A 26,296-nucleotide genomic window follows, 5' to 3' on the forward strand; every position below is an offset into this window, starting at 1 on the left:
CTAGTGAACTTCTCCCCTGCGCGTCAGCGCGATCGACATCAGTCCGTGCACGCCGCCGAGGATGAGAATGCGCGGGTCGGCGGGGTGGGTGCATATCGCGAAGAGGTGGCCGCTGGTGTCGAACCGCACCCGCGGCTGTTCCTCGCCGGGGTAGCTGAGGGTCAGCTCGCCGTGGTTACCGGCACCGAGCAGCCGGTGGCCGCCGTCGACTTCGTCGGCCCGAATGGCGTCGATCGCGCCCGGATGCAGCGGAATCCACGCGCCCGCGAGCCCGGCTTCCAGATCCCAGACCCGGATACCGGAAATGGTCGCCGCATAGACGGGCTCGTGTTCGGCGGCGCCGATCCGGGCGAACGCGAGGTACGGCCGGTAGCGGCCGCCCATGCGCTCCATCCATACCGGATCCGGGGCGGTGCCGCTCATCTGTTTGGCCTTCTCGGCGCGCCAGAAGGCGAGGTCGGCACGGCTTCTGGCGTCCTCGGCGGCGAGGAAGTAGTCCTCGCGGGTCCACTGTGAATCGTCGGGGGGAAGGTCCGGCGGCGGCGGGTCGTTGTCGTCCACGAGCAGCCCGTCCGGGTCGACGAGCGGCGCCCCGATCTGGGTGCCGTCGCGCAGGTCCCACAGCCGCAGGGCGCCGTCGTCGCCGCCGGAGAGCAGCCGCGGGTGCGACCCGAAGAACATCGACCGCCGCGGCGGCAGGAACATGACCGCCTCCACCGTGCCGAGGTGCCCGGCGAGGGTCTGCGCACAGGTGTGATTCGCCACGTCCCACAGCCGTACCGTGTGGTCCCCGCTGCCGGACGCGAGCATCAACCGCTTGCCGACCCAGCCGAATGCCAGTGCGGCGATGTATCGCCCGTGTCCGGTGAGTGTCCCGACCACCGCGCCCCCGGTCGCTGTAAACGACGCCAGGACGATGGTGTTGTCGAATCCGCCCGCGGCGACCAGCAGGTTCGCCCCGGATGCGATCGAGGCGAGACAACGAATACCGTCCTGCCCGGTGGTTATCGCCGCGCCCATCGGCTCGCCGCTGTCCGCGTCCCATTGGCGCAAAGTGCTGTCGGAACCGCCGGAAACCACCACCGCGCGCCCGGCCACCTCGCCCGTGACCACCCCGTAGACAGTCGCCAGGCCCGGCGCCTCCGCCGTGGCGGCCGACAGCAACTCCGCGACCGGCCAGATGTTGACCACCCGGTCGTAGCCGGCGGAAACCAGCGCGACCTCGCCGCGGAAGCGCGTGGTGGCCAGGACCGTGGTGGCGCTGTCGTGCGGCACGGGAACGGTGGCGAGCCTACGGCGGTCCGCCAGCGCGTAGAGGTTCAGCGAGCGTCCGCCGACGGCGAGGATGTCGCCGGGCAGCACCGCGAGCGCGTGCAGCGACTCGGCGTCGACGACGATCGGGTCGCCGATGTGGCTGCCGTCGTGAGGGTTCCAGAAGCGGACCACGCCGTCGTCACCTGCGGTGACGACGACCGCCTGGCCCGAAACATCCACGGCGACACAGGCATTGATGTTGTGGAAGGCCGCTATGACCGCCTCGGGTTCCTGCTCGTGGATCGGGGCCGGACCGAGATCGGCCGGGATGTCGCCGAGGTGCAGCACCGCGAGCCTGCCGTACTGGTCGCCGATCACCACGGCGGGAACACCGTCGAGCGAGGTGAAGGCGAACGACTCGGGGGTTCCGTACTCGAAGGGATTGAGCAGGGCGCGCGGCTCACCGGTGGCGAGATCCCAGACGGTGACGACGCCGTCGAAATCCCCCGCGACCGCGTACGCATGGTCGTCGATGTCGGCCACGGCAACCGCGGCGAGTTCGGCAGGCGCGCCGAGCGTCACCGATCCCGAGGCTATCCGGCCCGCCACGACCAGCCGGGGCAGTCTGTCGAAGCCCGCCCGGCCCGAGAGCGGCGGCACGCTGGGCGCGCCGGTCACCGGATCGAAAATGTGCACGCGACCATCGGCGGCCCCGACGATGGCGACGATGCGGCCGAACGCGGTACCGAGATTCAGCGCCAAGGGCGTACCCACCACGGCCGCGAGATCGAACGCCCGCGAGACCAGTCCGGTGACGCGGTCGACTGTCCGCACGACGCCGTCGCCGCCGAGCAGCACGATTTCGTCCAGTTCGGGATCGGCGGCCATGGCCACGGGATGGGTGTCACCGAATCGACCGAGCCGGTGATGCGGGTGCCACAGCCACGTGTGCAACCACCGCACCGAGAGGTCGCGCTCGACATCGAGGTCGGCGAGACCAGCGGTGAGCGCGTCCATCCGCTGTTGCCGAGCGACGAATTCCAGGTGGCCGGGACGTTCCCGAACCGGGCGGCCCGAGAACCTGCGGGCAGCGGCCTCGTACACCCAACCCGCGGCCTTGGCCTCGGCGCCGCGGAGCAGCGGCAGCTCACGGAGCAGCACGTCCGGCTCAGCTGCGACGAGGAATCCCGCATCGAGCACCAGCTCGTCCAGTCTGCCCGCAGCCGCGGCATGAACAGCCAGGTAGCGGCGCAGGTAGGGGTCGGCCGCCTGCCAGCCCGCGCCGCCGCCGAATCGGCGCAGGGCGCGAGCGGTGATCCGGTTGTGCCAGTGCGTGGAATCGACGCGCAGCAGCGGGTCGGTTCGCTCCGACTCCAGGAATTCGCCGAAGCTCTCGTGGTAGAGCTGATATCCGCCGTCGACCTCGTCGAGGAACTGTGCGAGGCTCTGCACCGCGTCGGCGATCCACTCCGGCGCGACTGACAGCCCGATCAGTTCGGCGGCAGCGTTCGGTGTCAACGGTTCCTGCGCCAGGGCGAATGCCGCGAGCAGCGGGTGATACAGCGCCGCCCACGCCGGGTCTTCTCGCTCCGGATCGCTGGTCACCGGCACTTTGGTCGGCGCGTTCTCCCGGATGAGCCCGAGGAAGAAGGCATAGAGCTCGTTCAGTTCGCCGGGCAGCTCCGCGAGGCGAGCCAGTGCGGCCAGGTCGCCGTGCCGTTCGTTGGCGCTCGCGTCGAGCACGGCGCGTAGCACCGAACGCGCGTACTGGAAGCTGCCGTCGGCGCGCTCGGCCACCTCCGCGAGGAAGCGCTCCGGCACCAGGTCCACCGCGCGCAAACCAGCGCCGAGCAGCGGCTCGACCGACGCGACCCGGCTGGTGTAGCGGCGCAGATCCCGGTCGACCTCCGTGGACTCCTCGCTGATCGCCAGTTCCCGCAGCCAGCGCCGCTGCGCGCCCCGGAATCTGGACAGCAGGACGCGGTCCGGGCGCGCGGTGACGACCACCCGGATGTTCGCGGGCAGTTCGGGGCAGACGGCCAGCCAGTTCAGCACGTTGGCGACCTGGTCACCAGGCAGGAAGCGCAACTCGTCCACGCCGTCGATGACGACGAGAACCCGTCTTTCCGGGCGGATTCGGGCCAGCGCGATGGCCGGTGCGAGCAGCGCGAGGTACTGGAGATTCTCGAAATCGAGCAGGCGTTCGTCGGCGACGATCCGCCCCGCCTGCACCGCGACGACCTCACCGTCGATCTCCCCGGCGCGCTGCCTCACCACCGCCGATGTCGCAGCGAACGGCGAGACGACCAGATCGTCCACCTTGATACCGACCATCCGGCCGCCAGGGCCGACCCGACCCGCCTGCTGCTCGATCACCAGCCGCAACGCGTCGGTCTCGAATGCCTCGGGGTGCAGCACCGCGAACTGGTGCCCGAGGGTGAGCAGGACCGAGCGCACGTCACCGGCCGATGCGCGCGACATGCTGTCGCGGCGGATGAAGTAGCGCAGCGCGCTCGGCTCGTGTTCGACCAGCCAGGAGGCGAACGACGACTTTCCGCTACCGGGACCGCCGGTGACCAACACGAAGCGGCAGTCGGGTTCGTCGAGCAGTTCGGTGAGTGCCTCGGCGAGCCAGGGCCGTTCGACGAAGAACCGGTCGAGGTGCATCTCGACGACCGGCTGATAGAAAAGATCACCGACCTTGATGCCGGTCATGCTTTTCGTCAGCCGCCGATCCGGTCCGCGTCCACACCGACCACGCGGCCACCGGCGCCGACATCACCGGCCTTCGTGCGCACATCGATATCGGCACTGTTGAGCGTCCGCGCCCGCACGCCCGCGAGGTATCCGTCGACGCGCTCGGCCTCCACCGCGACCTCGATCGTGGTGCCCGACGTGTCGCGGTGCTCGCCGCGAAAGGTGATCCGCTGCCGGTAAACGAGTTCCAGCAACCGCCGCAGCGCCTCGACGCGCTCCAGTAGCTCCACGTCCGCCGGGTCGACATCCGCGAGTTGTTGCGCGTACCGCGACAGCTGCTCGTACAGCCGCTCGAACTCCCCGATTCGCCCCTCCACCAGATCGAAATCCACCGGGGTCGAACGCAACTCACCGTCGAGCACGTCACCGCCACCACCCGGCAGCATCGCGGTCTCGGTATCGTTCTCCGCCGCGCGCCGCTCCCGCCTGCGCCGCAGTATCTCGCCTACTTGCCCGTATAGAAACGTAATGCCCTGTGCGAGTGCCAATGCCCCCACCCCGGCCAATGTCAACGGCTCCGTCATCGACGCTCCCTCCCGCGCAGTAGGACCGCCCCAATTCTGTCCCACCACAACGCGATCCGTTGCCCGTTCGCGGAATACCGGCTGCCGACGGCACGACGAAGCCCCTCGTCAGCTCCTCAACCGAAGTACGGCAACAGTCGCCCGAGGGGGCACAGCCATGACGCATGGCCTGTCTCAGACTCTCGAACAGACCACGACCTGAATTTTTGTGGAGCCGCCTGGGGGAATCGAACCCCCGACCTTTTCATTACGAGTGAAGCGCTCTACCGACTGAGCTAAGGCGGCGTGCCTCTCGGCCACGCGAGTCTATCGTCTCCGCCCCCGGATCGCGAAAACGGGTGGTCCCCGGGGTGGAGTCAGGCGGATTGGGCGGCCATGATGGCCGCGACCATGGCGGCGAGGGCGAAGCGGGGCTTGACGTTGAGGTCGAGGGCTTCGCGGCAGTCGAGCACCGCCTCGATGGAGCGCAGCAGGCCTTCGGGGCGCACGCGATCGGCGAGGTCGTGGATCTGGTCGGACATGTCGGGGTGGGTGAGGGCGACGCCCGAGCCGCCGAAGCGGACGGCCAGCGCGTCGCGGTACACGCCCGCCACGTCGATCAACGCTCGGTCGAGTGCGTCGCGACCGGTGCGGGTGGCGCGGGACTTCTGGCGGCGCTCGAGATCCTTGAGCACGCCGGCGGAGCCGCGGGTCGCGCTCGCCGCGCCCTTGCCGGTGCCGCCCGCACCGAGCGCGGTGGCCAGCTCCTCGCGTTCGCGTTCGTCGCGGGCCGCGCTCATCTGCTTGGCCTCGTCGTCGGCGGCCTTCACCAGTTCGTCGGCGGCGGCGTAGGCCGCGCCCGGTCGCCCGACGGCCGCCACCAGGGCGAGCGCCCGCTGCCTGCGCGCCCTCGCCTCTTCGTCGGTGGCCAGCCGCCGCGCCCGTCCGACATGGCCGCCGCTGACCGAGGCCGCCCAGTTCGCGGTCTTCTCGTCGAGCCGGTCGCGCTCCTTCAGCACTTTGGCGATGGCCGGCACGGACGGGGTCACCAGGTGCACGTGCCTGCACCGGGAGCGCAGCGTGACGGAGATGTCCTCCGGGTCCACCGACGGCGCGCACAGCAGGAACACCGTGCGGTCCGGCGGTTCCTCGACCACCTTGAGCAGCACGTTGCCCGCCGCCTCCGTCAAGCGGTCGGCGTCCTCGATGACCACCACCTGCCAGCGTCCGGTGCTCGGGCGGCGCGAGGCGATCTGGACGATCTCGCGCATCTCCTTGGTGCTGATACTCAGCCCCTCGGGCACGACCCGCCGCACGTCACCGTGGGTACCGGCCATGGTCGTGGTGCAGGCGTGACACTTTCCGCAGCCTGGCACCCCGGGATCGGTGCATTGCAATGCCGCCGCGAAGCACAGCGCCGCAATGGATCTTCCCGATCCGGGCGGACCGGTGAACAACCAGGAATGCGTCATCGCGCCCTCGACCACCCCCGCGCGGGCGGCGATCGCGGCAGCCGTCAGCTCGGACTCGACCGCATCCTGGCCGACCAACCGATCGAAGACTCCCGCCACGCGCTACACCCTAGTGGTGCCGTCCGACAAAGCGCGCAGCCCGGGCGACCGCAGGTGCTCCCTGTCCGGCCCGCTCTCGGCCTGTCCCGCCACGACACGCGGTAGCGAGCGCGCAGGTCGTTGACCCGTCTCATCGCACAGGCGGATCCTCGATGCGGAGGTGCAATCATCGTGAGAATCCTGTTGATCGCCGGGGACGCCGCCGAAGACCTCGAGGTCTTCTACCCCTACCAACGCCTGCTCGAAGAGGGGCACGCGGTGGACGTCGCGGCGCCGACCGTCAAGAAGCTCCAATTCGTCGTCCACGACTTCGCGGACGGCTTCGACACCTACACCGAGAAACTCGGCCACAGCTGGCCCGCCGACATCGCGCTGGCCGACGTCGTGCCGGAAAACTACGGCGCGCTCGTGGTTCCGGGCGGACGCGCGCCGGAGTACCTGCGCAACAACCAGGACTGCCAGCGCGTCGTCCAGCATTTCGCCGAGGAGCGCAAGCCCATCGCCGCCCTCTGCCACGGCCCGCTGATCCTCGCCGCGGCGGGCGTGCTCACCGGCCGCTCCTGCAGCGCCTACCCCGCCCTCGCCCCAGACATCGAGGCGGCGGGCGGCAAGTTCGTGGACAGCGAGGCGCACGTCGAGGACAACATCGTCACCGGCCGAGCCTGGCCCGACCATCCCGCGTGGATGCGGGAATTCCTCCGGCTGCTGCGCGAGTAGGGCGTACCGCCTTCTCACCGCCCACGCACGGCTACGTCCGGCAGCGCCGATCGACCGTCAGGACACCCTGGAATAGGTGCTGTTCTGCCCGTCCAGCGCCTCGCGGATGATGTCGGCGTGCCCGGAGTGGTGCGCGATCTCCCGCAGGATGTGCAGGATCGTGAAACGCACTGTCTGCCAGATTCTTTCGGGCGTCCACGGTGCGGTCGGAGTGGGGATCGAGGTGTCCAGACCGTCCACGGTGCGGATCAGCTCGGCCGTGGCGGCGGCCACCTCGTCCCAGGTGTCCAGCAGACCCTGCACCGTCTCGTCCGGCGCCATGACGTACTCGCCCGCGAACTTGGACACGTCCAGTTCGGCGTGCTCGTCGCGGGTCGCGATCACCGAGGTCCAGTGCCGCTCGCAGTTGATCAGGTGATGCAGCAGACCGCCGAGGGTCAGCTCGCTGACCGTCGTGCGTTTGCGCGCCTGCTCGTCGTCGATGCCGCAGACGGTGATCCGGAACAGCTCGCGCTGATCCGCCAGCATCGCGATGAGATCCTCGCGCTCCCGATCGGCCATGGTCGGTCCTTTCCCCGGTACGGCTACGGACCGTACGCTAGCCCAACCGCGGCCGGGGCTCAGGACTTCTCGGCGGCCGCCTTCTTGGTCGCGGTCTTCTTCGCGGTCGTCTTCTTGGCGGTGGTCTTCTTCGCCGTCGCGGTCTTGGTGGCGGTCTTCTTGGCCGGGGCCTTCTTCGCCGCGGTCTTCTTTGCCGCCTTCTTCACCGGCCCGCGTGCGCGCCGATCGGCGAGCAGCTCCGAGGCGCGCTCGTCGGTGATGGTCTCGACCTCGTCGCCCTTGCGCAGGCTGGCGTTGGTCTCGCCATCGGTGACGTACGGGCCGAAGCGGCCGTCCTTGATCACCATCGGCTTGCCGGTCGCCGCGTCGTTGCCGAGCTCACGCAGCGGCGCCGCGCTCGCGGCCTGCCTGCCTCGGCGCTTCGGCTCGGCGTAGATCTTCAGCGCCTCGTCGAGCGAGACGGTGAAGATCTGATCCTCCGACGCCAGCGACCTCGAGTCGGTGCCCTTCTTCAAGTACGGGCCGTAGCGGCCGTTCTGCGCGGTGATCTCCTCGCCGGAGGCCGGATCCGCGCCGACCACCCGGGGCAGCGACAGCAGCTTGAGCGCGTCGTCGAGGGTGATCGTGGCCAGATCCATGGACTTGAACAGCGAACCGGTGCGCGGCTTGGGCGCGGCCGCCTTCTTGGCGGTCTTCTTGGCGGGCGTTTCCTCGGCGGCGGGCTCGGGCAGGATCTCGGTGACGTACGGACCGAAACGTCCTTCCTTGGCGACGATTTCGTTCCCGGTCGCCGGATCGACGCCGAGCCTGCGCCCTTCCTGCGGTGTCGCGAACAGCTTCTCGGCGACCTCGGCCGTCAGCTCGTCGGGCGGCAGATCGTCGGGCAGGTTGGCCCGCTGCGAGATCGAATCACCTTCGGGGTCATCGGGATTGGCGACCATGCGCTCCAGGTACGGCCCGAAACGGCCGACCCGGACCACCACGTCGCGGCCCTCGTCGTCGGTGAAGAGCTTGATCGAGTTGACCTCGCGGGCGTCGATGTCGTCGAGCTGCTCGCCGACCATCTTCTTCAACCCGCCGGAGCGCGCGACCGAACCCTCGACGCCGTGATCGCCGCCGAAGTAGAAGCTGGACAACCAATTTCCGCGCTGCTCACGGCCGCCGGCGATGGCGTCGAGATCGTCCTCCATGGCCGCGGTGAAGTCGAAGTCCACCAGCCTGCCGAAGTAGGCCTCCAACAGACCGACCACGGCGAACGCCACCCACGACGGCACGAGCGCGCTGCCGCGCTTGTACACGTACCCGCGGTCCAGGATCGTCTTGATGATCGACGAATACGTCGAAGGACGGCCGATGCCGAGCTCTTCGAGCGTCTTGATCAGCGAGGCTTCGGTGTAGCGCGCGGGCGGATTCGTGCTGTGCCCATCGGGATTCAGCTCGACCGCGGTGACGCCCTGGCCCTCTTCCAGTGCGGGAAGCCGGGATTCGGCGTCGTCGGACTGGCCGCCCGCCTCCTCGTCCACGCTCTCCACGTACGCCTTGAGGAAGCCGGGGAAGGTGATCGTGCGACCCGACGCGGAGAACACGCACTCCTCGCCGGTACCCGCGACGCCGGTGATGCGCAGCGTCAGCGTGGTGCCGCGCGCGTCGGCCATCTGCGAGGCGACGGTGCGCTGCCAGATCAGCTCGTACAGGCGGAACTCGTCGTTGTCGAGCCGCGCGTGCAGCTGACCCGGCGTGGCGAAGGTGTCACCCGCGGGGCGGATCGCCTCGTGCGCCTCCTGCGCGTTCTTCACCTTGCGGGTGTACTGGCGCGGTGTGGGGTGCACATACTCCGCGCCGTAGAGCTGGGTCGCCTGTGAGCGGGCCGCGGCGATCGCCGACTCCGACAGCGTGGTGGAGTCGGTACGCATGTAGGTGATGTAGCCGTTTTCGTAGAGCCGCTGCGCCACCCGCATGGTCCGCTCGGAGGTGAAACGCAGCTTGCGGCCCGCCTCCTGCTGGAGCGTGGACGTCATGAACGGCGCGTACGGCTTGCGGCTGTACGGCTTGGCCTCCGCCGAGGACACCACGAGATCAGCGCCGTCGAGCGCCTCCGCCAGCCGTCGCGCGTAGCCCTCGTCCAGGACGATCACGCCGTTGGACGACTTGAGCTGCCCGTCGGACCCGAAATCTCGACCGGTCGCGACCCGCGCGCCGTCGACGTTCACCAGCCGCGCGCCGAAGGTCCGCGGATTCGAGGCGTCGACCGCCTCGCCGGTACCGGCGTCCAGCTTGGCCGCGATGTCCCAGTACTCCGCTGAACGGAACTGCATCCGCTCCCGCTCGCGCTGGACGATCACCCTGGTCGCCACGGACTGCACCCGGCCCGCCGACAGCCGCGGCATGACCTTCTTCCACAGCACCGGGCTGACCTCGTAGCCGTACAGCCGGTCCAGGATGCGCCGGGTCTCCTGCGCGTCGACCAGATCCGGATCGAGCTCGCGGGTGTCCGCGGCCGCGGCCTGGATGGCGGGCTCGGTGATCTCGTGGAACACCATCCGGCGCACCGGCACCTTCGGCTTCAGCGTCTCGAGCAGATGCCAGGCGATGGCCTCGCCCTCGCGGTCGGGGTCGGTGGCGAGGTACAGCTCGTCGGCGTCCTTCAACAGGCTCTTGAGCTCGGTGACCTTGGCCTTCTTATCCGGGCTCACCACATAGATGGGCTCGAAATCGTTGTCCACGTCCACGCCGAGACGCGCCCACGGCTGTCCCTTGTACTTGGCCGGCACGTCCGCCGCTCCCCGCGGCAGGTCCCGAATGTGGCCGACCGAGGCCTCCACCGTGTAGTTGCGGCCCAGATAGGGCGCGATCTTGCGGGCCTTGGTCGGGGACTCGACGATCACGAGACGACGCAGGGGACGGCCCTGGTCGGCTGCACCGCGGTCTCGTGTTGCCACCGGCGAATAACCTTTCCTTCTCGACCCGCGCGACGCGCTGGTGCGCGTTTGTGCGCGGTTTGGGGCAAGCGGCGGCGACGCTGACATCGCTACCAGTCACGTTTATACCTTGACGCTGGTTGTGGTCGAGTGCTTGCGACCCGAACCACTGAGCGTACGTGATCGTTGCCGATCAGTATGCCCTGTTGTTTGGCGCGCTGGTGCGCGCGTGTTCGCGGCCTCTTATGTCTCGCTTCCGAACGGTCGAGACTCGCGACTGCGTCGCATGCGCTTCGACCGCTCGGAAGCGAGACGGCCGCGAACGGGCTCGTAGACTCGCCGGGGGTGGTTGGTGGGGTGGGGATGTTGCGGTTGTCGCCGATATATACGGAGAGCGTGGGCCGGTTGGATGTGTTCGGGTGCGCCAATCGCTCTGAATAACAAGGTGCTTCGCCACTGGAGAGGGTTTTCGAGGTGGACGGCGGTCTGCTCGCAGCCCCAGGTTCCGCAGTGCTGTTCATGACCGGGGATCAGCTTGCGCAGACCTGTTCGCGAGCGCGGTGTTCCGCCTTCGCGGGTCGCGGAACCATGGGTCGGCATCCGGCGTGTGCTGGGCTCGACGGTTGATCGCCTGCGGCGGGACGAACGTCTGCGACGCGTGTCGGTACCGCAGGTGCCACGGCTGGGACGGATGTTCCAGCCAGCGGTGGGACCGAAGATGCGGCTCGCGCGACCTTTCAGGTGCCACACGCTGGGGTTTTACCGTCTGAAACGACCCCGCCTCGGCAAGGCGTTCTCACTCCAGAACCCGGTTGGAAGTGCGTGAACCGGCATCCTTCGAGCAACGCGGCACGCGGAGTCCGCGCCGGTCGGCAGCTCGGCATTTAGTTCATATTTTTCACGGAATGCCGTTTCCGACCTAGCCCGGATATAGCTCGTCCCCCACCTCCGGCTCACCGGTGGTGGGGGACGAGCTGTGGATTGAGCGTCGCTCAGCTGAGCGCGCGGACTCCAGTGGCCTGGGGGCCCTTGGTGCCCTGGCCTACCTCGAACTCGACCTTCTGGTTCTCCTCGAGGGTGCGGAAGCCCGAACCCTGGATCTCGGAGTAGTGGACGAAGACGTCAGCGGAGCCGTCCTCGGGCGCGATGAAGCCGAACCCCTTCTCCGCGTTGAACCACTTCACAGTTCCCTGTGCCATTCTGTTCCTTCTCTTTTCTTACCGGAACGGCGGACAACTGGGTTCGTCCACCGGGTCCGTTCCGACCGCTGTACTCTTGGTTCCCCCTGCAGGAAAGCACCAAGCACACCGTTCGCAACATCGATCCTGCTGACGGTTTGGACTTTGGATCCGTCCCTCGAACACAGAAGCTTGCGACCAGGAACCAGTGAACCATGTCTTCGAGCAATTCAACAGTCGAGTTACCGACAATTTGCAAAAAAGTTGATCTTGCGAATGTGCAGGTGAGGGACACAATGCTCGAATCCGTACTTCAGGTTCGTTTGCCCCTGGATAACCGGGACAGCATCTGGCAAACCAGATGTGATCCAGGTCGCTATTTGGTATCGAAATGGCTGGTGGGGCTTCCCACTCGCACACGTTTCACACTTTCCTCGCGTGTCGGAGTCGCGGCATCGTGAATCCGACCGACCAGGCGGCGCGAACCGAGCCCGGCAGGACCCCCAGCTACGGGCTATCGTTGCTGAATCGTGTCCAAAGTAGCGGCCTCGATGGCGACCCCAGGCTCACCCACGTCGTAGAGCTACCGGCGCGGGTCGCGGGCACCACCGAGTGGCCGGTTTGGGCCGCTCGCGACGTGGTCGAAGCCCTGCGTGCCTGCGGAATCGACGCTCCGTGGACGCATCAGACCAGGACCGCGGAGCTGGCCGCCGCTGGACGGCACGTCGTGGTCAGCACGGGGACCGCGTCCGGTAAATCCCTCGGCTATCAGCTGCCGGTGCTGACGGCTCTATTGGAGGACCCGAAGGCCACCGCCCTATATATCTCGCCGACCAAGGCGCTGGGCGCGGACCAGCTGCGCGCGGTCGGCGCGCTCACCCACGAAGGTCCGCTGCGGGATGTGCATCCGGCGACCTACGACGGTGACACTCCCGCCGAGATCAGGCAGTGGGTCAGGGCGAACGCACGGTGGATCTTCACCAACCCGGACATGCTGCACGTCGGCATGCTGCGCTCGCATCAGCGCTGGGCTCGCGTTTTCCGCAGGCTGCGCTACGTGGTCGTGGACGAATGCCATGCCTACCGGGGCGTCTTCGGCTCGCATGTCGCGCTGGTCCTGCGCAGGCTGCGGCGGATCGCGGCCCGCTACGGCGCCGATCCGGTCTTCATCCTGTGCTCGGCGACCACCGCCGAGCCCGCGGCAGCGGCGTCCCGCCTGACCGGCGCGCCCTGCGTCGCCGTGACCGAGGACGGTTCGCCGCAGGGCCCGCGCACCGTCGCGCTGTGGGAGCCGCCCCTGCTCACGACGCTGACCGGCGAGAACGGTGCGCCGGTCCGCCGCTCGGCGACATCGGAGGCGGCACGGATCATGGCCGATCTGGTGGTCGAGGGCGCGCGGACGCTGACCTTCGTCCGGTCCAGGCGCGGCGCCGAACTCACCGCGATGGAGGCGCGACGGCTGCTCACCGAGGTGGATCCGGCCCTCGCCGAGCGGATCGCCGCCTACCGCGCCGGCTACCTCGCCGAAGATCGGCGCGACCTGGAGACCGCGCTCTCCGACGGTTCCCTGCTCGGCGCGGCCAGCACCAACGCCCTGGAACTGGGCGTGGACATCGCCGGCTTGGACGCGGTGGTGATCTCGGGTTTTCCCGGCACCGTCGCCTCCTTCTGGCAGCAGGCGGGCCGGGCAGGCCGGCGTACCCAGGGTTCGCTCGTCGTGCTCGTGGCCAGGGACGACCCGCTCGACACCTACCTCGTCCACCATCCCGAAGCGCTGCTGGACAAGCCGGTCGAGGCCACCATCACCGACCCACGCAATCCCTATGTACTGGGCCCGCAGCTGCTGTGCGCGGCGCTCGAGCTGCCGCTCACCGAGGCCGAAGTCGACGAACTCGGCGCCGCGGAAGTGCTCGCCGACCTCGCCGCCGAAGGCCTCATCCGGCGTCGTGTCGCAGGTGCGGACGGCGCCGCCCGCTGGTACGTCACCGCGGACGCGCACCCACACGACAACGTCGACGTGCGCGGTGGCATCGGCGCGCCGGTGGCCATCGTGGACGGCGAGACCGGCAGGCTGCTCGGTACCGCAGACGCCGGGCGCGCCCCGGCGACCTTGCACCAAGGCGCCGTCCACCTGCACCAAGGCGAGACCTATGTGGTGGACGAGCTCGACTTGGAGGGTGGCGTCGCGTTCGTGCACGCGGCCGAACCCGGGTGGACGACCAGCGCGCGGCAGGTCACCAACATCGCCGTCGACGCGTTCACCGAACAGCACCGGCACGGGGCGGTGACCAGCGCGTTGGCGCAGGTCACTGTGACCAGCCAGGTGATCGGCTATCTGCGCACCCTGCCCAGCGGCGAGGTGCTCGACTTGGTCGAACTGGATCTGCCGCCGCAGACTTTGCCCACCCGCGCCGTTCTCTACACCGTCACACCCGCGCTCCTGGCCGCCGCCGGTATCGATCCGCGGCAGGCGCCCGGCGCGCTGCACGCCGCGGAGCACGCCGCGATCGGCCTGTTGCCCCTTGTCGCGACCTGTGACCGATGGGACATCGGCGGAGTCTCGACCGCGGAGCACCCGGACACCGGCCTGCCCACCGTCTTCGTCTACGACGGCCAGCCCGGCGGGGCGGGCTTCGCCGAGCGCGGGTTCGCCCAGCTGCACCGCTGGCTCTCGGCGACGCTGTCGGCCATCGAGTCCTGCGCGTGCGCGGAGGGCTGCCCGTCGTGCGTGCAGTCACCCAAGTGCGGCAACGGCAATCACCCGCTCGACAAGGGGGCTGCGGCGCGCCTGTTGACCGCTGTCCTCGCCGAGCTGAACGACCGACCCGGCGGTTCCTTCAGCCCAGGTCACGGTGCTGATCTCGGTTCGTGACAGCTGCGTACTCCGAGCGTGACCGGGCCGCCATCGACGCGGGGGTCACCGCGAGTCGGCTGCCTTCATCTGCCTCATCTGCACCTCCAGGCGCAGGGGTGCCGTCCGGCCGAATAAAAAGGATTAGATTCATGTTAACTGGGGTATTGCCGTGGCCTTCGGCACTCGACGTGCGGATTCATAGCCAACATATTCCGCACTCGCGCGGGAAATAGATATCGCATCGTAATTATTCGATTAATCCTATGCCCATTAGGGGATAGAACAAACACTGACGGGTGTTAGTACGTACCGGTCACTCTTCTTCTTCGACCGGACCTGCCCGCGCGATCGCGCGCACTGTCCGCGCACCGAACAGACCCCTTGGTACATTTCGCGTCACCGTCACCGTCGCATCCCATCCGTCGACCCGGCACTCACTAATCCGCGCGCCCATCCGCCGCGCCACCTTCTCCCCCGCCGCACACCCCGCCTCGACCCCGCCGTCCAAAGCACCGGCCGCCGCCAACGCGGCCAGATCCGCCCCGGCCTGCGCCCGATGCCGCGCCACCACCACCGCCCCCACCTGCCCGATCGACAACGCCGCCGCGATCAACCCCACCAACGCCACACACGCGAACACCGTCGCCCCACCCCGCTCCGCTCGCCATCGCGGCCTACCGGTGCCGCCGCACCAGAGCGTCGACGATCCGGATCTCCCGTTCACCGCGTCACCTCCGGTTCCAGGGCCGCCACAGCCTCTGCGCGCAGCTCGAGGGGAAGGAGGGGTGCTCGTGCGGAGACCACAGCGACGACGTGAGCGCCTTCCGTGCGGAGCACGATGGTGGCGTTCGGTGGGGCGACCTGCCTGGCGGTGGTGACCGCGCGAGGTTCGTCACCGCGCGCCGCCAAGCGCGCCGCCTCGCGGGCGGCGTCGACGCAGCGGACCTGCGTCGACGCCGCTAGCAGTGCGCCGAGGCAGGCCATCACCGCGACGACGAGAGACCCGAGCGCGATCGCCGCCTCCACAGTGACGGCACCGCGATCGTCCGCGACCCGCGCCGATCCACGGCTCCCCGCAGCGCCCGCCGCGAACAGAGAGTGCCGAGCGGCATCCGCCACCAGAGTGAGTGGCCGCACGGCGCCCGCCGCTACACCGTGGTGTTCAAAGCGCGGTCGATGATCTTGGTCAACGCGTCGACGATCGAATCTCCGGTCACCACCCCGTAGAGCACCGCGCCGAACGCAGCCGCGGCGATCGTGCCGATGGCGTACTCGGCTGTGCTCATGCCGTCGTCGGCAGCGGCTGCCCGTACCGTGCGGAGCTGGAGTCGCGCGATCGCTTCTCGTACGCGTGCGCGCAGTCGCCGGGAGTGAAACCACGAAACCGCCATACCCGCTTCGGTTCTCGTCGACACGGTATGCCCGTGCCGGACGACGAGCGCGGCGCTCCCGGACGCCATGTGCCGACTTGTCGAATCCGCGCGGTGCGCCGCTCTCCTGCGCGACTTCACGCGCATCCGGGCCAAGCGAATGCCCGCCACGCGGGCGGCCCACCGGATGGAGCTTCCTGGCGAGCTCACCGTGTTCGTCGCGGAACCGCGCAGCGCGTGGACCACTCGAGCCGTCGAATCCCGGGCGGCCGCGTGGGCGCGAGCCCATCGTTCGGCCAGCAGCGGGCCGCCGACTCGTCGCGGCGCGCGATCCGTCGGTTTGTCGATTCGCACCGGCTTCCCCTTTCCTTTCGGCCCGCGCGGCCCCTCCGCGCGGGTAGGACTGCTGCGGCCGAGGGCGATCGGCGAGGCGACGCCCATTCATAGGAGACCGCCATCCAAGACCCGACCCGCCAGACCGATCACCACGGGCACGATGCCCAGGCAGAGAAACGCGGGCAGGAAGCACAGGCCTAGCGGGCCGCCGATCAGCACGCCGGCGCGTTCGGCTCGGGCCGCCGCCGCATCCTCGACCGCGCCGCGGTGCTGGTCGGCGAGTTCTCCCACGGCCACCGCCAGCGACGCGCCGGAGCGCGCCGAGCGTCGTGCCATCCGGGCCAGTGAGTCGACCTCGGCCGCACCCGGTCGCCCCGCCGCTTCCAGCGCCGCGCGCTCCCACGCCGCGCTCGGTTCCGATCCGAGCGCCAGCAGGTCCGCGGCTGTGCACAGCGCCGCACCGATCGACGGCGGCGCTCCGCCCGCGACCGCCCGCGCCGCACCCGCCATCGGGAGACCCGCCCGCAGACATGCGGCCAGCAGGTCGAACACCGAGGCGATATCGAGCGGGTCGCCCGCGCTCGGCTTCGTCGGTTTCGCGCCCGTCGCGTCGTCGACCGGTGCCAGCACCCGCAGTCGTCGACTGACGCCAACGCGCCCTGGCCACAGCGCAAAGGCTCCGGCCAGCGCCAGCGTCGCGACTCCCGTCTCGATCGCCATGGCGAATCCCTTTCCCAGAAGCACTGCGCCCTGTCACACCAGCACCTTTCGCGTGATCGCATCGCTCCACAGCAGTCCCGCGCAGGCCAGGCCCACGCCCAGTGGGAGCAGCAGGCTCCCCATCGAGGAGGTGAAAAGGACTCGTAGCGGGTCTGCTCCCATGAGCTGTCCCAAGGCAAGTCCGAGCACCGGCAGCGTGGACAGGACCGTGGCCGTGGCGCGAGCACCGGCGAGAGCGGCGGTGGCGCGAGCACGAAAACGAATGCGGCCCCGCAGATCCGCGCGGGCGGCCGTCAGCAGTTCGGCGAGGGCCAGGCCGTGGTCTTCCGCGATCCGCCACGCGTCGGCGATGCGAGCGAGTTCGGTATCGACCACGGCATCCGGGTCGCGCAGCCCATCGGCGGCGGACCCGCCCAGCTTGCTGCGGGCGGCGCTGACCGCGAAAGCACGTGATGCCGCACCGCGAGATTCCGCAGCGGCGACGTCCGCGGCCGCGCTCGGGTGCGCGCCGACTCGCAGTTCGCCGATGACCGCTTCGAGCGCGTCGAGAAGGTGAGCGCACTCCTCCGCGCGGTGACAGTCGCCGCGAGCCCGCCGCCTACGCAGCCCCACGGTGCCTGCCAGCAGCGCGGCCGCGAGGAAGGTCCCGACGCCCAACAGCACGGTGGAAACCACACCCAGAACCACCGAGACGCGAAAAACATTGCTGTAGTCCGCCTTTCGCGCACCATTCACCGAGAACAGCCCACGAAACCGCCGTTCCGCACCCGCACCAGGCACGAGCAGCACCGCGAGCGCCAGGCACAACATCGCCGCTGTCATTGCCGAACCCACCCCGCCAGGGGGTCCACACATGCGCCCTCGGTCAGTGCAGCCAGCGCCACCCCCAACATCGCCGCGCTCATAGCGGGGCCCGTTCCGCCAGAAGACCTTCCAACGCCCCCGCTCCCGGCACCGCCCCACCATCGGCCCGCCAAGCGGCGACGATCCGCACCCTCCCGCTCTCCGCACGGTCGAGCACCCCGATCTCCCGCAGTCCACGCGAACCGTCCGACCGGCGCTCCACATGCAGCACCACTTGGACCGCGGCGGTGAGTTGACTGTGTAAGGCCGCGCGGTCCATGCCGCCGAGCGCCGCCAGGGCTTCCAGACGGGCGGGCACTTCGCGCGGGGAGTTCGCGTGGACGGTGCCCGCGCCGCCGTCGTGGCCGGTGTTCAGCGCGGTCAGCAGGTCGACCACCTCGGCGCCGCGCACCTCGCCGACGACGATCCGGTCCGGTCGCATGCGCAGCGCCTGCCGCACCAGGTCGCGGACCGTCACCACGCCGACGCCCTCGACGTTCGCCGTGCGCGCGACGAGGCGAACCACGTGCGGGTGCGGCGGCGCGAGTTCGGCCGCGTCCTCGACGCACACGATCCGCTCGCGGGCATCGACCTTGGCGAGCAGTCCGGACAACAGCGTGGTCTTTCCCGCGCCCGTGCCGCCCACCACGAGAAAGGCGAGCCGAGCCCGAATGATCCGCTCCAGCAGTGTCTTCGCCTCCGACGGCACCGCGCCGGACGCGGCGAGCGCGTCCAACCCCTGCGTCGCGGGTCGCAGCACCCGCAGTGAGAGACAGGTGCCGCCGTGCGCGATCGGCGCGAGCACCGCGTGCAGGCGGACGCCGAACGAATCACCGAGCGCCGCTTCGCTTCCGGTCAATCTGCCGTCCACCCACGGCTGCGCGTCGTCGAGCCTGCGGCCCGCCGCGAGCGCCAGCCGCTGGGCCAGCCTGCGCACCGCCGCCTCGTCCTGGAACGTGACCGAGGTCTTCTCCAGCCCGTGCCCCCGGTCGATCCAGACCGCGTCGGGCGCCGTCACCAGCACGTCCGCCACCCGCGGGTCGTGCAGCAGAGGTTCCAGCACTCCCGCGCCGGTCATCTCGGTCTGCAACAGCCGCAGCGCCCGCAGCAGGTCGGTGTCGCCGAGCACGCCACCCGCTTCGGCGCGAATGGCCGCCGCAACGGCCGCCGGTTCCGGCGCACCGGGCGTGCCCGCCAGCCGTTCGCGCACGCGATCCAGCAGCTCGGCCGTCACGAGCGCGCTCACCGTCCGCTCCCCACCGTCGGCGCACCGAGCACGGCCAGCACGGCATCGGCCGCGTCCTTGAGCGGTCCGCGCCGCGGTGTGGGGAGCCCGCCGCGTTCCAAGCGACCCGCGAGACCCCCGTGGGCGCGCACGGCCGCGAGCAGCGGCAGATCGAGCACCTCGGCCACCTCGCCGCCGCGCAGACCGCCCGGCGCCGGACCCCGAACCACCAAGCCCTGGTTGGGATTCCGCCTGCCGATGAACGCCGCGACGGACTCCGCCGCCGCCACCGCCCGCAGCGTCGCCCGCACGACCAACACCACCAGATCCGCACGGTCGAGCATCTGCTCCGCGTGCGGGCCGCGCTCGCCGGACACATCGCAGATCACGAGATCGCCTGCGGCACGGCCTGCTTCGATCACCGCGCGCACCGCACCCGCCCCGATGCGGCTCGGCAATCTACCGGCACCGCCGCGGCCGCAGGACAGCACGCCGAGCCCCGGCGCCGCCCTCGGCAGCGCGCTGTGCAGTGCCGAGGCCGCGACCCTGCCGTCCTCGACGACCAGGTCCGGCCAGCGGGGGCCCATACCGGTCTCTATGCCCAACAGCAGGTCGAGACCGCCGCCGAAGGGCGCGCCGTCGACGAGCACCACGTCGCGCCGGAACCCTTCGGCGGCGGCTCGCAGGGCGGTCGCGGCGGCGAGAACCGAGGCGCCCGCGCCGCCGGATCCACTCGCGAAGGCCACGGCGATGCCGTCGGAAGCACGCCGCTCGCCGTGCTCAGCAAACTTCTCGACAAGCCCCTCGGCGGCCCCCGGCAGGGCGATGACGCGCTCGGCTCCGACCGCCGCCGCGGCCTGCCACTCGGACAGTCCGGGCTCCCCGTCGGTCACCAGAACGACGCCGGCCCGCCGGGCACAACCGGCCGCCGCGCACGAGCGCGCGCCCACTGTGTCGAGGATCACCAGGGGCGTTCCGGACCAGACATGCCTGCCGACCGGCGGCTCACGCTCGTCGAGCTCGCGTTCCGCGGCCGCCGCCACCCGGCGGACCTCGTCGCGTAACCCGGCATCCCGGATGAGCACGAGCGCGGGCGAGGTGCGGGCGTTCTGCGCGGCGTCGATATCCATGCAGGTCAGCGTGATGCAATTGGCGACTCGCCAGAAGACCCGAGATGCCGAATGTGGATAACTCCGCCGCTGTGGACAACCGCCGAGCCGACGATGAGGGGGATCCGTCCCCGAAATAGAGGACGGCCCCAGCCGGGGGGGGAGGAGGCTGGGGCCGTCGGGTTCAGCCCCGGGGGGTCGGGCTGAACGCGCCTGGACCATGTCCAGGTGCCAGCAATACTACACCCAATCCCCGGCCGTCACGCAAGTCTGTCGGCGAAGAACTTTGCCGTCGCCGCGGCTCCGGCGTCTCCCGGGCAAACTCGTGGCCGCCCCCGCAGACCCGGCCCGGCCACCACCATTTGCATCGCGTGCATATTCTGAACGGGTGACGGCCGAGGGCGACCAGACAACCGTTTCCGACCACCGGGCGGGCGCCGCGACGACGGCGAACAGCACCCCGAGCAGACGCGGGCGCGTCGCCGCGTTCTTCGATCTGGACAAAACGGTGATCGCCAAATCGAGCACCTTCGTGTTCAGCAAGCCGTTCTTCGCCCAGGGTCTGCTCAACCGCAGAGCGGTGCTGGAGAGCAGCTACGCGCACTTCTTGTTCCTGCTCTCCGGCGCCGACCACGACCAGATGGAGCGCATGCGCGAACATCTCACCAAGATGTGCGCGGGCTGGGACGTCGAACAGGTGAAATCCATTGTCGCCGAGACGCTTCACGAGCTGGTCGATCCGCTGATCTACGCCGAGGCCGCGGATCTCATCGCCGACCACAAGATTCGGGGCCACGACGTGGTGATCGTCTCGGCCTCGGGCGAGGAGATGGTCGGGCCCATCGCGGAGGCGCTCGGCGCCACGCACACCGCGGCCACCAGGATGGTCGTCGAGGACGGCAAGTACACCGGCGAGGTCGAGTTCTACTGCTACGGCGCTGGCAAGGTCGAGGCCATCGAAAAGCTTGCCGCCACAGAGGGTTACGACCTCTCACGCTGCTACGCCTATTCCGATTCGGTGACCGACCTGCCGATGCTGAGCGCCGTCGGCCACCCGACTGCGGTGAACCCGGATCGCAATCTGCGCCGCGAGGCGGTCGCGCGCGGCTGGCCGATCCTCACCTTCTCCAACCCCGTCTCGCTGTGGGCGCGGTTCCAGTCGCCCTCGTCCACCACCCTTGCCGCGACGGCGGCTGTCGGACTCAGCGCGGTGCTGGCCGGAGCCATCAGTTACCGCCTGCTGCGCCGCCGCCGCTGACGGGGACGGGTAAACCTTCCATGCTGCGGTTCTCCGGGTGGGTACCCGCAACGGAAGGACAGGACCTGCTGATGCGCCGTCTCCGCACAAGAGCACCCGCCCAGCAGGCGCACGGACGGGGTGGACCTCTCCGTGGTGCGGCTCTCCGGGTGACTACCTGCAACGGAAAGACAGGACCTGCTTGTACGCCTCCTACGCACAAGAGCACCCCTAAGGCCCGGCGCTGATCATTGACTGCGTGCCCGAACACGCTCCGCCGCGCTGTTCAGTGGGGCAGCGGAGGGCTTGCCGGAGGGGTCTGCCGACCCGAGGCCGGGGCGCCCGCGACCAGGCATTTAACCACGAAACGCCGACAGACATGCCGATAATTCAGTGCTTTCTCGACCCTTGAGTGAGCCCGCTCACAGTGGTAGAAAGGAGGCACGGAAGGACGGAAGGCCAAGGCGGAGCCGGAAGAGAAGGCTCAGTCTCCCATCCCACCCTTCCCAGCACGGACACCAGGCACCCACGCGGAGCACGCCGCGACAAGGGCAGAAGCGTTGTGGGCCTGCGAGATTCGGATTGTCGACGGCGAAGGCCTCGCACAGGTTGCGGGGATGAACCGGCGGAGTCCGAATAGTCGCCGAGGCCGCAGAACACAACCCACCTAGCACGCTTGGTAACCCGGTAGTCCGTGCTAGCGGGCGGTGAGGTCGTCAACGACAACGCCGCCCGCTTTGATGTGCAGGGGGAATTCCGAACACCGCGGCACCGAAGCCGAGCCGCTACCCCGCCGCCGCGTCCGCGATCGACGTCGCCTCCCTGGCGCCGTCCTCCAGCGCACCGCAGCAGAAAATCACCCATCCGCCGACCGCGTCCGGCCGACCGGTCCCGAATTCCGCGGCCGCGGCGTCGTACGCCTGCTTGCGCCGCAACCAGAACACCTCCGGCACACCCAGGCTGTGCGGGTCGAGCCCCCTTGCCACCGAGACCAACCGCGAGGCCGCGCGCGCGACGATCCCGTCGGCCGTGCCGAACGGCCGCAGCGCGAGCAGCTCGCCGTGCACCACCGCCGCGACGACGGGCGCGGGCGCTTTCGTGGTCAACACCGTCTGCGCGAGCAGGTCGAGCCGCTCGGCGACACCCGGATCCGTGCGCGGCCGCCCGAGCAGCTCCTCGTCGGTGACCAGGTCGGCGGCGGCGAGCAGGTGCAACCGGGCCAAGGCCTGGAGCGGCGCGCGCTGCCAGGTGCCCGCGAGGTTGCGAAGGGCATCGCCGTCGAGCGCCTGCCCGACGCGCAGCGAACCGGCGAGGATCGGATCCCCGACCTGCCCGTCCGCGGGCAGCTCGGTGCTGCCGCCGTCGATGGCCGCCGAGGACCGGGCCGCACGTACCGCCGCCTCGGCCGCGGTGACCGCCCACCCGCGGCGGTTCGACTTGTGCCGGTGCACCGCGGCGAGGGCATCGCGGGCGCGGTCGGCGGCGTCGCGCACGCCGGGCAGGTCGACGAGGGGCTGCAGCGGGTCGGTCACGAAAGACGAGGCTACTTGCGCGCCCGCCTCACCCCGCGAGCAGATCCCGCCCGGGGATCGCGTCGAGCAGCCTGCGCGTGTAGTCCTCGCGCGGATGGTCGAAGACCTCCTCGGCGGCCGCTGCCTCGACGACCCGGCCCTGCTGCATGACCAGCACGTCGTCGGCGATCTGGCGCACAACGGCCAGGTCGTGCGAGATGAACAGGTACGACAGACCCAGCTCGGCCTGCAGGTCGTTGAGCAGGTTCAGGATCTGCGCCTGCACGAGCACGTCCAGCGCGGACACGGCCTCGTCGCAGACCACCACTTCGGGCGACAGCGCGAGCGCCCGCGCGATCGCGACCCGCTGACGCTGACCGCCGGACAGCTCGTTCGGATATCGCCGCTGCACCGAGGCGGGCAGCGACACCTTGTCCAGCAGATCCCGCACCGTCGCGGCGCGCTCTTTCGGAGTGCCGATCTTGTGCGTGCGCAGCGGCTCCTCGATCGTGCGGAAGATCGAGTACATCGGGTCGAGCGAGCCGTACGGGTCCTGGAAGATCGCCTGCACCCGTCGGCGAAAGGCGAACGCGCTCTTTGCATCCAGCCTCGCGACATCGCGTCCGTCGAAGGTCACCGCGCCGGAGGTTGGCGCGAGCAGGCCGAGCACCATCTGCGCGACCGTCGACTTGCCCGAACCGGATTCGCCGACGATGGCCGTAGTGGTCCCGCGGCGCAGCCGGAAGGACACGTCGTCGACGGCGCGGAGCTCCGAAGACTTCCACGGCGTGCCGCCCCGGATCGGGAACACCTTCGTGAGGCGCTCGGCGACAACGACATCGACCGACTCGACCGCGGACTGTTCGGCCACCTCCACCGCCTGCTCCCGGATCTCGATCCGCTTGCGCACCGCCGAGAGGCGCTGCGAGGCGAGCGAGGGCGCGGAGTTCACCAGCTTCTTGGTGTAGGCGTGCTGCGGATCGCGCAGGATGCGCAGCGCGGGACCGGATTCCACCACCCGCCCGCGGTACATCACCACCAGGTGCTCCGCTCGCTCGGCCGCCAGCCCGAGATCGTGCGTGATGAGCAGGACGGCGGTGCCCAGTTCGCTGGTCAACGAATCGAGATGGTCGAGAATCTGGTGTTGCACCGTGACGTCCAGCGCCGAAGTCGGCTCGTCCGCGATCAACAGCTTGGGACGACACGACAACCCGATCGCGATCAGCGCCCGCTGCCGCATGCCGCCGGAGAACTCGTGCGGGTACTGGTTCACCCGGCGCGCGGCATCCGGCATACCGGCTTCCTCGAGCAGTTCGACGGCCCGCTTGCGCGCGGCGGATCCTTTGGCGATCCCATTGGCCGCCAATGTCTCCCGCACCTGGAAGCCGACCTTCCACACCGGGTTCAGATTGGACATCGGATCCTGCGGCACCAGCCCGATGCCGCGACCGCGCACCGCCACGATCTCCTTCTTCGACGCCTTGGTGAGATCCTTGCCGTCGAAGACGATCGACCCCGAGGTGACCTGACCGGTGCCGGGCAACAGGTCGATGACGGCGTGCGCGGTGGTGGTCTTCCCCGAACCCGACTCCCCGACGATCGCCACGGTCTGCCCCGGGTATACGGCGAGGCTGACGTCCTGCACGGCGGGCACCCGCCTGCCTTCGGAGCTGAAACAGACGTTCAGATTGCGGATCTCGAGCAACGGACGGTCCGGCATCGCGACGCTCACCTCTTCCTTGCCTTCGGGTCGAGCGCGTCGCGCACCGCGTCGCCGAGCATGATGAAGCTCAGCACCGTGATGGCCAGCGCGGCGGCGGGGTAGAACAAAATCGGCGAGGTCCGCAGATCGTTCTTGGCCCTGGCGATGTCGCCGCCCCAGGACACGATGTCGGGCGGCAGACCGACGCCGAGATACGACAGCGTCGCCTCGGCGACGATGAAAACTCCCAGCCAGATGGTGGATACCACGATGAGCGGTCCCGCCGCGTTGGGCAGTACGTGCCGCACCAGCGTTCCCGTCCGCGAGACGCCCAACGCCTTCGCCGCCGTGACGTATTCGCTGTTCTTGGCCTCGATGACGGCGCCGCGTGCGATGCGGGCCGCCTGCGGCCAGGTGAACGAGGCGAGCACCAGAACGACGTTCCACATGGTCGCGGGCCGCAGCATCTGCAGCAGGACGATCGCGGCGAGCACCATCGGAATGGCGTAGAAGATCTCGGCGATGCGCGAGACGATCTCGTCGAGCACGCCGCCGAAGAACCCGGCCAACGCACCCAGCGTGCCGCCGATCAGCACGAACAACGCGGCCGCCCCGAGCCCGACGAGCACCGAGGCGCGTGCGCCGTAGAGGGTGCGGGTGTACACGTCGCAGCCCTGCCGGTCGAAACCGAACGGATGCCCGGGGCGCGGGGGCGCCATGATGTCGTCGCCGAGGCACTGGCGCGGGTCCTGATCGGTGAGCAATCCCGGCCACAGCACGACCACCGCCACCGCCACGATCAACAGGACCGCGACGAGGAAGATCGGATTGCGCCGCAGCTGCCGCCAGGCGTCGCCCCAGATGCTCGTCGGCTCGCCCGAGGCGTCGACGCGGTCGGTGGCCAGCACCTCGACCTCGTCCGGCGGCGCGACGTAGTACTCCTGGCCGGGCCGGCTCACGTCTTTCTCCAGCTCAGGCATAGCGGATCCTCGGGTCGAGTGCGGCGTAGAGCAGATCCACGACGAGGTTGGCGATCAGGAAGATCACCACCAGCACGGTCACGAACGAGACCACCGTCGGCGGCTCCACCCGCTGGATCGCCTGATACAGCGTGCCGCCGACGCCGGGGATGTTGAAGATTCCCTCGGTGACGATGGCCCCGCCGATCAGCGCGCCGAGGTCGGCGCCGAGGAAGGTGACCACCGGGATCATGGAATTGCGCAGAATGTGCACGGTCACCACGCGCCGCCTGCCCAGCCCTTTGGCGGTCGCGGTGCGCACGTAGTCGGCGGACATATTGTCCGCCACCGAGTTTCGCGTCAGCCGCAGCACATAGGCGAAGGAGAGCGAACCGAGCACGATCGCGGGCAGCAGCAGTTCCGCGAAACTCGCCTTCCCGCTGACGGTCGTCGGTGCGATGCCCCACTTCACCCCGAACACGAACTGCGCGAGATAACCGACGACGAACACCGGCACCGCGATGATGACCAGGCTGGCCACCAACATCGTCGAATCGAACAGTTTGCCTTTGCGCAACCCCGCGATCAGGCCGAACACGATGCCGAAAACGCCCTCGATGAACACCGCCATGAGAGCGAGCCTGATCGTGATCGGAAAGGCGCGCGCCAGCTCGTCGCGGACCGGACGCCCCGAGTAGGCGGTGCCGAAATCGAAGGTCAGAATGCCTTTCAGATAGAGCAGGTATTGCATGAGGAACGGCTCGTCGAGGTGATACCTGGCCCGCAGCTGAGCCTCGACGGCCGGAGTGAGCGGCTTCTCACCGGCCAGCGCCTTGATCGGGTCGCCGGGGATGAGAAAGACCATCGCGTAGATGAGCAGCGTCGCGCCGAGGAACACCGGAATCATCTGAAGCAGTCGGCGCAGTATGTACCAAGCCATGTTTCCTCCGGAAAGTGCCGAGCCGGGCCGG

20 protein-coding genes and 1 tRNA gene are annotated in these 26,296 nt (G+C 69.4%); 3 read left to right on the top strand and 18 right to left on the bottom strand.

What is annotated here, in order from left to right; all coding sequences use genetic code 11:
• The 4 genes from FB390_RS03995 to FB390_RS04010 form a co-directional block, all read right to left on the bottom strand.
• A complete protein-coding gene (locus FB390_RS03995; RefSeq protein ID WP_141807734.1) occupies positions 1-3,969 on the bottom strand; it encodes a WD40 repeat domain-containing protein in 3,969 nt (1,322 codons plus the stop codon).
• Between the two features lie 8 nt (positions 3,970-3,977).
• Positions 3,978-4,535, bottom strand: a complete 558-nt coding sequence (locus FB390_RS04000; protein WP_141807735.1) for a hypothetical protein — start codon at positions 4,533-4,535, stop codon at positions 3,978-3,980.
• A 209-nt stretch (positions 4,536-4,744) separates the two neighbouring features.
• Positions 4,745-4,820: transfer RNA gene (locus FB390_RS04005), tRNA-Thr, on the bottom strand.
• Between the two features lie 71 nt (positions 4,821-4,891).
• The gene (locus FB390_RS04010) at positions 4,892-6,085 is read right to left on the bottom strand and encodes a DNA polymerase III subunit delta' (RefSeq protein ID WP_141807736.1); all 1,194 of its coding nucleotides are present in this window, start codon (positions 6,083-6,085) and stop codon (positions 4,892-4,894) included.
• A 171-nt stretch (positions 6,086-6,256) separates the two neighbouring features.
• Between FB390_RS04010 and FB390_RS04015 the strand changes: the two genes are divergently transcribed.
• Positions 6,257-6,802: a DJ-1/PfpI family protein gene (locus FB390_RS04015; protein ID WP_141807737.1), complete on the top strand. Its 546-nt coding sequence runs from the start codon at positions 6,257-6,259 to the stop codon at positions 6,800-6,802.
• A 57-nt stretch (positions 6,803-6,859) separates the two neighbouring features.
• On the opposite strand, the gene FB390_RS04020 is transcribed toward FB390_RS04015, so the two are convergent.
• The 3 genes from FB390_RS04020 to FB390_RS04030 form a co-directional block, all read right to left on the bottom strand.
• Positions 6,860-7,363 carry a mycothiol transferase gene (locus FB390_RS04020; RefSeq protein ID WP_141807738.1) on the bottom strand — a complete coding sequence of 168 codons (504 nt, stop codon included), beginning with the start codon at positions 7,361-7,363 and terminating at the stop codon, positions 6,860-6,862.
• A 59-nt stretch (positions 7,364-7,422) separates the two neighbouring features.
• Positions 7,423-10,248, bottom strand: a complete 2,826-nt coding sequence (topA, locus tag FB390_RS04025; RefSeq protein ID WP_246124231.1) for a type I DNA topoisomerase — start codon at positions 10,246-10,248, stop codon at positions 7,423-7,425.
• A gap of 1,025 nt (positions 10,249-11,273) precedes the next feature.
• Positions 11,274-11,480: a cold-shock protein gene (locus FB390_RS04030; protein WP_011206895.1), complete on the bottom strand. Its 207-nt coding sequence runs from the start codon at positions 11,478-11,480 to the stop codon at positions 11,274-11,276.
• A 499-nt stretch (positions 11,481-11,979) separates the two neighbouring features.
• Here FB390_RS04030 and FB390_RS04035 point away from each other — a divergent pair, with 499 nt between their 5' ends.
• The gene (locus FB390_RS04035) at positions 11,980-14,331 is read left to right on the top strand and encodes a DEAD/DEAH box helicase (RefSeq protein ID WP_246123841.1); all 2,352 of its coding nucleotides are present in this window, start codon (positions 11,980-11,982) and stop codon (positions 14,329-14,331) included.
• A 295-nt stretch (positions 14,332-14,626) separates the two neighbouring features.
• On the opposite strand, the gene FB390_RS04040 is transcribed toward FB390_RS04035, so the two are convergent.
• The 7 genes from FB390_RS04040 to ssd all read right to left on the bottom strand — a co-directional run bounded on the left by FB390_RS04040 (position 14,627) and on the right by ssd (position 19,937).
• Positions 14,627-15,037, bottom strand: coding sequence for an Rv3654c family TadE-like protein (locus FB390_RS04040; protein WP_141807741.1), 411 nt, complete (start codon positions 15,035-15,037; stop codon positions 14,627-14,629).
• Entirely contained in the window at positions 15,034-15,339 is a 306-nt protein-coding gene (locus FB390_RS04045; RefSeq protein WP_246123843.1) for a TadE family type IV pilus minor pilin, read from the bottom strand. The genes FB390_RS04040 and FB390_RS04045 overlap by 4 nt, the downstream gene beginning before the upstream one ends.
• Before the next feature lie 122 nt (positions 15,340-15,461).
• On the bottom strand, positions 15,462-15,704 hold the full coding sequence (locus FB390_RS34600) for a DUF4244 domain-containing protein (RefSeq protein ID WP_281292415.1): 243 nt from the start codon (positions 15,702-15,704) through the stop codon (positions 15,462-15,464).
• 420 nt (positions 15,705-16,124) lie between these two features.
• Entirely contained in the window at positions 16,125-16,739 is a 615-nt protein-coding gene (locus FB390_RS04055; RefSeq protein ID WP_141807742.1) for a type II secretion system F family protein, read from the bottom strand.
• A 33-nt stretch (positions 16,740-16,772) separates the two neighbouring features.
• The gene (locus FB390_RS04060; protein WP_141807743.1) at positions 16,773-17,561 is read right to left on the bottom strand and encodes a type II secretion system F family protein; all 789 of its coding nucleotides are present in this window, start codon (positions 17,559-17,561) and stop codon (positions 16,773-16,775) included.
• A 79-nt stretch (positions 17,562-17,640) separates the two neighbouring features.
• Entirely contained in the window at positions 17,641-18,828 is a 1,188-nt protein-coding gene (locus tag FB390_RS04065; RefSeq protein ID WP_141807744.1) for a TadA family conjugal transfer-associated ATPase, read from the bottom strand.
• Positions 18,825-19,937, bottom strand: a complete 1,113-nt coding sequence (gene ssd / locus FB390_RS04070; RefSeq protein WP_141807745.1) for a septum site-determining protein Ssd — start codon at positions 19,935-19,937, stop codon at positions 18,825-18,827. The genes FB390_RS04065 and ssd overlap by 4 nt, the downstream gene beginning before the upstream one ends.
• 367 nt (positions 19,938-20,304) lie before the next feature.
• On the opposite strand from ssd, the gene FB390_RS04075 reads away from it, so the two are divergent.
• Positions 20,305-21,174 carry an HAD family hydrolase gene (locus tag FB390_RS04075; protein WP_185756934.1) on the top strand — a complete coding sequence of 290 codons (870 nt, stop codon included), beginning with the start codon at positions 20,305-20,307 and terminating at the stop codon, positions 21,172-21,174.
• 764 nt (positions 21,175-21,938) lie between these two features.
• Here the strand turns inward: FB390_RS04075 and FB390_RS04080 are convergent.
• From FB390_RS04080 to FB390_RS04095, 4 genes are read right to left on the bottom strand one after another with little or no spacing between them, the layout of a single operon-like run.
• The gene (locus tag FB390_RS04080) at positions 21,939-22,685 is read right to left on the bottom strand and encodes a Fic family protein (RefSeq protein WP_141807746.1); all 747 of its coding nucleotides are present in this window, start codon (positions 22,683-22,685) and stop codon (positions 21,939-21,941) included.
• 28 nt (positions 22,686-22,713) lie between these two features.
• The gene (locus tag FB390_RS04085; RefSeq protein WP_141811531.1) at positions 22,714-24,384 is read right to left on the bottom strand and encodes a dipeptide ABC transporter ATP-binding protein; all 1,671 of its coding nucleotides are present in this window, start codon (positions 24,382-24,384) and stop codon (positions 22,714-22,716) included.
• 8 nt (positions 24,385-24,392) lie between these two features.
• Positions 24,393-25,346, bottom strand: coding sequence for an ABC transporter permease (locus tag FB390_RS04090; RefSeq protein ID WP_141807747.1), 954 nt, complete (start codon positions 25,344-25,346; stop codon positions 24,393-24,395).
• On the bottom strand, positions 25,339-26,265 hold the full coding sequence (locus tag FB390_RS04095) for an ABC transporter permease (protein ID WP_141807748.1): 927 nt from the start codon (positions 26,263-26,265) through the stop codon (positions 25,339-25,341). Before FB390_RS04095 ends, FB390_RS04090 begins: the two co-directional genes overlap by 8 nt.
• Between the last annotated feature and the right edge of the window lie 31 nt (positions 26,266-26,296).

Origin of the sequence: Nocardia bhagyanarayanae (assembly GCF_006716565.1) — a bacterium.
Lineage (GTDB): Bacteria > Actinomycetota > Actinomycetes > Mycobacteriales > Mycobacteriaceae > Nocardia > Nocardia bhagyanarayanae.